The following is a 6138-nucleotide window of genomic DNA, read 5'->3' on the forward strand; positions in this document are numbered from 1 at the left end:
GCTAGTAACTAGAGGCCGGTACGAATAAGAATACCGAAAGGACGTGAATCACCCGGAAAAGTAAAATTGCGGAGGAGATCGTTAAAACCCATATGACGGTAAAGTCTCCAAGCAGCATTATTTTCACCAGGTACTTCTGGTGTGGAGAGAAGAACATGGTGCTCTTGGCAATCTTGCAGAATGCTATCGAGCAACCGTGTTCCTAAACCGTGTCCTTGGTAGGATGGCAGAACATGAAGTTCGGAGAGCTCAAAATAGTTGTCCATAATGGAGGTGATGGTCGTGGCCTGGTATCCCGCAGACCTCATACCTGCTGCGATTCTGTTACTCCACCACGAGTGTGGATTGCCGCGGTAGCCAAAAGTGATGCCAATAAGCGGGTCATGGTTGGTGCTAAGTGATGCAAGAGGGGTTGTAAACGCGCCATAGCTATTCCATGTCGGATAGTATGTTGCTTCTTCCCAAGGATCACGGCGTAATGAACGCCATTCTGGGCGATAGTGCATGGCAGCAAGATAGACATCCATAGCATCGTCTATACGCTCCCGCATAAGGTCGGGGCTAAGGCGAATAACCGAGTGAATGGCCGGAGTGCTTGGAGAGAAAGCCATACCTCAATTCCACCACGTGAACAGTTTTTGTTACACCTTTTCGTTACTGTCAAGACATTCTTTGTGAAAGAGTTGCTCTCCTTAGAGTCCTCATAGGGAATCCCTCATACGAAGGCCTCATAAGGATGCAACGACGTGTGGTAAAGGAGACGGTAGGAATGACTCCCCAACAAGCTAAAGATAGTGCTGAGTATTTCTATTCCTGCGCGGCGGCGGAAAATCCGTGTGAGAGTGTGCGGTGTAGTTATTTAGCTGCAGTAAAAGGTGCTGGAATTCTTATCGCCAGGCATCCGCGTCTCGCGCGTACTCGTCCTTTGACACGTGATGTGTGGACGTTGTTGGCGCGGCTTTCCCCTGAATGGGATGACGATATTGCATATTTCCGTCAATTAGCGAAGTTGCGACGTGATATTGAAATGGGGTTGCCGGTGGCAATATCTGCCAACACAGCAAATGAGGTATTCCATCGAGTGGGTATTTTCCTTGATCGTGTTGATGCGTCATGCGAAGAAACCCAAGTGGCCTAGAATTTCTATGTGCTACTTTCATGGTGAGAAGAGAAAACTACACGTACACTAGAGATGTTGAATCCCAGGTGAACCTGTTACTGGAGGAGTTGAATAGCGATGGCACTCTCGGATCGTGAGCAACAAATGCTCGATGAGATTGAGAGCGCACTCAATGAGGATGCTGAATTCACAAAGTCGGTGCGCGAGGTAAGTAATCCGTCTCAGAAACATGCACATCACACACAGCATGCAACGGCCTGGGGATGGACTCTTATTGCCGTTGGTGTAGTGCTTCTTTTTGCTGGCTTTTTTGTGAAAATTGCTGGATTCCCCCTGCTGTCATTGGTCGGTTTCGTGATGATGTTTTTAGGCAGCATCATGCTGATCCAGCATTCTGATCGTGGCCCCCAAGAGGAGACAAGAAAACCTGCGAGGAAACAAAAGAAATCCGCGCAGAAAGGTCTTGCAGATGACGCGCGTCAGCAGCCTCGCCGACATGGTTCTGGGAGTGGGTTAGCTGATAGCTTCCGTCATCGTTTTGATGACTAGCATGGTGTGATGTCACGTCGCAGTGTCGCTACGAAAGTCGCTACGAAGCTAGCCAGTGTGTTAGGGCGTGAACGCGTCGTATAGTCGTTTAACTTCTTCAAGGAAACCCCCGCATACGTGCGGGGGTTTCCTTTATTTCTTTTTATCTCGTTTGTTTAGTTTTCCGGTATTGGAATTTCCCCACTTTTCCCCACCAAATATTTTTATGGCGCCAATGCGACGCTAAAGAAGCGCATACATGATGTAAAAAATTGCATGGTGTTTATCTTTTAGCAGGTAAAAGGATTTTTAAAATTCTTTAGTGAGGTAAGTGAAATAAATTGTTGATGTTATCCATAATACGTATGTGAAAAAAGTTAATAAAGTGATTATTGAGTGGATTAGTAGAGATATTTTTAGAGATAGGATCCCCACAAGAAAAATCGAGAGTAATGACTATTTTTATGAAAATAAAATTAGTCATATATGAATATTCCATTGATACGTGGGTGTTAGTGGGGTAAAGTGGGGCTAGTAAGGGAGAAGTGGTCAATAATCGGGAAGATGACAGGCAGAAAGCGAAAGGCAGTGGTCCGATGTTCCTCGGTACTTATACGCCCAAGCTTGATGACAAAGGTCGTCTTACGCTCCCCGCAAAGTTTCGCGAAGAGCTTGCCGGTGGAGTCATGGTGACCAAAGGACAGGATCACTGTCTGGCGGTATACCCCCGAGAAGAGTTTGTTCAACTTGCCCGTCGTGCAGCGAAAGCCCCACGAACGAAACCTGAGGCGCGTGCCTTTCTTCGTAGTCTCGCTGCTGGCACGGATGAACAATTTCCCGACTCACAGGGTCGGGTCACTCTTTCCATGGATCACCGCCGTTACGCAGAACTTCATAAAGAATGCGTCGTTATTGGCGCCGTCGACTATGTAGAAATATGGAATGCCGATGCTTGGGCAGAGTATGAGGCCGCTAATGAGCAGGCCTTCTCCGATGCTCAAGATGATTCTCTTCAGGACATCCTTTAGAGGAGATCCTGCCGTGACACTTCAATAGCGGTTTATGCGGAGATGCCACCAGGCCTCTGACCGGCTGGCCCTGACGTACTTCCCCAACGCCAGGTTCCGTTCGGCCAGAGACCCGATGGCATCTCTTTATGTATTCAGAAACATTCTCATACCTCTCGTAGAAAGGAGTTCAACATGGCACAACGACACATTCCAGTAATGCTTGACCGTATTGTTGAGCTTCTTTCTCCCGCCTGCGATCCTCGGTACACGAAACGACCCATCATCATCGATGGAACACTTGGACTTGGAGGGCACAGCGAAGCCCTTTTGCAGCGTATTCCCAACGTTTGCGTCATTGGTTTAGATCGTGATCCACAAGCTCTTGAGCTCGCTAGTGAGCGGCTAGCACCATTCGGCGATCGTTTCCTTCCCATCCATACCGAATACCACCGTGTCGCTGACGTCATTGGGTCTATTGATCATCCTTTCTGCGAACAAATACGTCAGGTTGGTGTCAATGGTGCTCTCTATGACCTGGGGGTATCTTCGATGCAACTTGATGATGTCGAACGAGGATTTTCCTATAGTCGTAATGCTCCCCTCGACATGCGTATGGACACCACCACTGGCATTACCGCGGCCGATGTTCTTAATACATACGACGTTAAAGACCTCGCTCATGTGCTCCGCACGTATGGTGATGAAAAGTTTGCCACCAAGATTGCTCGTGCAATTGTCCATGAGCGAGAAAAAACACCATTCGTCGAATCTCACCAGCTTGTTGAGTTGCTGTATCGGGTAATCCCGGCGGCAGCTCGTCGTACGGGTGGGCATCCTGCGAAGCGTACGTTCCAGGCGCTTCGTGTGGAAGTGAACCATGAACTCGACAGTCTTAAGGCTGCTCTTCCCGCAGTACTCGACCTTCTCGCAGTGGGAGGCCGAGCGGTGTTTATGGCCTATCAAAGTCATGAAGACAAACTGGTCAAACATGAATTTGCCAAGGCATGTACATCCCGTACCCCGGTAGATCTCCCTATAGAACTACCAGGCAGTCAAGCTTCCTATGCGCTTGTTACACGTCGTGCCGAAAAAGCCGACGAGACCGAAATTAATCGCAATCCCCGTTCTGCCTCCGTGCGTGTACGGGCTATTGAACGCTTAGAGAGGGACGCAGCATGATCGAGACTTCAGCTCGGCCGCGTAGTCGTACTCACCGTGCCGATTCTCCTCATCGGCACCGTACTGTTTCCGCTCAGCGAGCTATAGATCGCAGGAATCGCCGTTTGGCGCGAACTATGCAGATTGCCACAGGTGCAGCTGTCCGCAATGGTGGGGCTACTGTTTCTGCAACAGAAACACGAGGTCGTAGTCGTGCATCCATTAAAGCGCGCCTTAATAAGCAGAGCGTGATACGACGTCTGCGTGTTGGCAAACTCTCTTTTGTTGCAACAGTGCTTCTTGTTTGCCTTATTGGTGTAGGTGTCTCCCTCGTCCTCTCCAGCTATGTGGCAAGCCAATCAGAATCAGTGGTGGCTCTACAACAGACAAATAAAGGTTTGAAAGAACACGATGCACAGTTAACGAAGCAGCTACAAGAATCAATGTCGGCTGCACAGTTAGCGGAAAAAGCGACCGCTATGGGAATGGTCCCCAGTGGGGATGTCCCCACTCTCCATAAGGAGGGTAAGAAAGTAGTGGTTGTGGGAACACCGCAGGCAGCTAATGGGCGTGTTCTTCAAAATATTAACCCTCCACTGCCGCAAAGAACTGAGCTGAAAGTTAAAAAGGTCAGTGAGCCACCTAGTGAACCTCCTGCTGAAAAAGTAAAATTTGAAAAGCGTCGTCCCTCGGATACTCTCCAGCAATTAGCAGAGCATCGCTAATTCTTCACTACACTGTGAGAGAGCCTCTGTCTGTGTGAAGAGGCTATGGGAGAGGACTTATTCAAAGGAGCGCTCATGCAAGGAGGACGGCCTGCCCCGCGACGTTCATCTGGCCCTCGCTATACGCAAACTGGGCCAGTGGGTCGTACTCCTCACCACGACTATTCCCGATCCTCGCAGCCGCAAAACGGGCACTCTCCCTTTCCAGCTCTTGAACAGCGCCTTTCCACAGTTTCTATGGATAAGCGATTTCGGTATGGTCGAGTGATACTCATTGTGGTGTTGGTGCTCTTTATTCCAGCCCTTATCTATGCGCAGATTATTGAGCGCCCTCGTCTTCTTAAAGAAGCACAGAGCCAACGAGCTGTCACACAAATCCTGTATGCGCCGCGTGGGGAAATTCGTGATGTGCATGGTACTCGTCTGGCCTATTCACGTGATGCCCGTAATCTGACGTTCCAGCCTTCTGTGGTGCGTAAGCAGATGCAGGCTGCGCATGATGCAGATTCCACGGCTCCAACATTTTCAGAATATATTGCCGGTATTGCTGATATGTTAGCTGCACAGATACCGGGAATTGATGCGGAAGACATGATGACTCGTATGTCATCGAATGAATCGTTTACCTATCTTGCTAAAAATGTTGACCCGGCAGTTGCTACGCGCATTGTTGATAAGTATCCACAGGTTGGTCAGGAGTATCAGCAGATTCGTGAGTATCCAGGGGGAAGTCTAGGGGCTAACGTTATTGGCGCTGTGGGAGTCGATAACGCGGGAATTCTTGGTCTTGAATCTTCAAAAAATACAGTACTTGCTGGAAGAAATGGGGAGAGGACATACGATCAGGCTACTGACGGAGCCTTCATCCCGGGGTCTGAGCGAAATAATGTCGATCCTTTACCCGGCAGTACTATTACGCTCACGCTAGATGCAGATGTGCAGTATTTTGTGCAATCGGCAGTGGAGTCTGCGAAGATTCATTCCGGTGCACAGCATGCTGAAGTAGTGGTGCTCGATTCAAAAACTGGGCATGTTGTTGCTATGGCTAACGCCAATACTTTTAACCCCAGTGCGAATCTCCTCCGTCAATCCGATTTCGATATGGGCAATCCTGCTATTACGAGCCCGTTCGAGCCCGGTTCTGTTAATAAGGTTGTGGCTGCTACCGCCGCTATTCAATACAATGTGGCAAAACCTACAGAAGTTTTTCAAGTTCCTGGCCAGATCCAGATGGATTCGGTGACAGTGCGTGATGCATGGGAGCACGGGGTAGTTCCCTATACAATGACGGGTATTTTTGGTAAGTCGTCAAACGTGGGAACACTGATGATTGCACAACGAGTGGGGAAAGATCGCTATGCAGACATGTTGCAGAAGTTTGGCCTTGGGCATGCTACTGGCATTGAGCTAGCGGGGGAGAGTCCAGGCTTAGTTCCAGCACGTCGTCAATGGCAGGGCGGTACTTTCGCAAACCTCCCTATTGGCCAGGGTCTTTCCATGACACTGCTGCAAATGGCGTCGGTGTATCAGACCATCGCTAATGATGGTGTGCGTATCCCGCCGCGCATTATTGCCTCAATAACGAAATCTAATGGGC

General features: G+C 49.3%; 7 protein-coding genes. 6 read left to right on the top strand and 1 reads right to left on the bottom strand.

What is annotated here, in order from left to right:
- Positions 1-8: 8 nt before the first annotated feature.
- Positions 9-611 carry an N-acetyltransferase gene (locus QZV76_RS03470; RefSeq protein WP_290598397.1) on the bottom strand — a complete coding sequence of 201 codons (603 nt, stop codon included), beginning with the start codon at positions 609-611 and terminating at the stop codon, positions 9-11.
- A gap of 158 nt (positions 612-769) precedes the next feature.
- On the opposite strand from QZV76_RS03470, the gene QZV76_RS03475 reads away from it, so the two are divergent.
- The 6 genes from QZV76_RS03475 to QZV76_RS03500 form a co-directional block, all read left to right on the top strand.
- Entirely contained in the window at positions 770-1138 is a 369-nt protein-coding gene (locus QZV76_RS03475) for an SAV_6107 family HEPN domain-containing protein (RefSeq protein WP_290598398.1), read from the top strand.
- A gap of 99 nt (positions 1139-1237) precedes the next feature.
- Positions 1238-1669 (top strand): DUF3040 domain-containing protein, encoded by a 432-nt coding sequence (locus QZV76_RS03480; RefSeq protein WP_290598399.1) that lies wholly within the window; start codon positions 1238-1240, stop codon positions 1667-1669.
- A gap of 575 nt (positions 1670-2244) precedes the next feature.
- Complete coding sequence (mraZ, locus tag QZV76_RS03485) at positions 2245-2676, top strand: division/cell wall cluster transcriptional repressor MraZ (RefSeq protein WP_290598400.1); 432 nt, start codon at positions 2245-2247, stop codon at positions 2674-2676.
- Between the two features lie 174 nt (positions 2677-2850).
- Positions 2851-3837 (top strand): 16S rRNA (cytosine(1402)-N(4))-methyltransferase RsmH, encoded by a 987-nt coding sequence (gene rsmH / locus QZV76_RS03490; protein WP_290598401.1) that lies wholly within the window; start codon positions 2851-2853, stop codon positions 3835-3837.
- Entirely contained in the window at positions 3834-4541 is a 708-nt protein-coding gene (locus tag QZV76_RS03495; RefSeq protein WP_290598402.1) for a hypothetical protein, read from the top strand. The genes rsmH and QZV76_RS03495 overlap by 4 nt, the downstream gene beginning before the upstream one ends.
- A gap of 75 nt (positions 4542-4616) precedes the next feature.
- Positions 4617-6138 (top strand): penicillin-binding protein 2 (locus tag QZV76_RS03500; RefSeq protein ID WP_290598403.1); only part of this gene is annotated, 1522 nt, incomplete at its 3' end.

This window comes from Lawsonella sp. (assembly GCF_011525565.1).
GTDB classification, from domain to species: Bacteria; Actinomycetota; Actinomycetes; order Mycobacteriales; family Mycobacteriaceae; genus Lawsonella; species Lawsonella clevelandensis_A.

Excerpts from the sequence above, each read along its gene's own strand:
- mraZ (WP_290598400.1), top strand. The coding sequence starts at position 2,245 with ATGTTCCTCGGTACTTATACGCCCAAGCTTGATGACAAAGGTCGTCTT.
- QZV76_RS03475 (WP_290598398.1), top strand. The coding sequence starts at position 770 with ATGACTCCCCAACAAGCTAAAGATAGTGCTGAGTATTTCTATTCCTGC.
- QZV76_RS03480 (WP_290598399.1), top strand. The coding sequence starts at position 1,238 with ATGGCACTCTCGGATCGTGAGCAACAAATGCTCGATGAGATTGAGAGC.
- QZV76_RS03495 (WP_290598402.1), top strand. The coding sequence starts at position 3,834 with ATGATCGAGACTTCAGCTCGGCCGCGTAGTCGTACTCACCGTGCCGAT.
- QZV76_RS03470 (WP_290598397.1), bottom strand. The coding sequence starts at position 611 with ATGGCTTTCTCTCCAAGCACTCCGGCCATTCACTCGGTTATTCGCCTT.
- rsmH (WP_290598401.1), top strand. The coding sequence starts at position 2,851 with ATGGCACAACGACACATTCCAGTAATGCTTGACCGTATTGTTGAGCTT.